The 306-nt window shown below is 76.8% G+C and carries 1 protein-coding gene; it reads left to right on the top strand.

Features of this window, described 5'->3' with window-relative positions; translation table 11 throughout:
* The coding region (locus G3I65_RS55030; protein ID WP_160704450.1) for a KR domain-containing protein at positions 1-306 on the top strand (306 nt) is incomplete at both ends.

Raw genomic sequence — 306 nt, 5'->3', positions numbered from 1 at the left:
CTCGACGCGTTCGTCCTGTACTCCTCGGTCGCCGGGATCCTGGGCGGCCCCGGGCAGGGCAACTACGCGGCGGCGAACACGTTCCTCGACGCGCTCGCCGCGCACCGGCGGGCCGGGGGCAGGCCGGGCACGTCGCTGTCGTGGGGCCTGTGGGCCGAGCAGAGCGACATGTCCGCGTCGCTCGGCACCACCGACCTCAAGCGCCTCGCGCGCGGCGGCGTCCTGCCGCTGACCGCGGAGCAGGGCATGGCGCTGTTGGACGCGGCGCTCGCCACGGGGTCGGCGTCGGTCACCCCGGCCCGGCTC

Source organism: Amycolatopsis sp. SID8362 (assembly GCF_010550475.1).
In the GTDB taxonomy this organism is placed as follows: Bacteria; Actinomycetota; Actinomycetes; order Mycobacteriales; family Pseudonocardiaceae; genus Amycolatopsis; species Amycolatopsis eburnea.
Note: the sequence above shows the minus strand (reverse complement) of the source record. Positions and strands in the feature narration are given on the sequence as shown.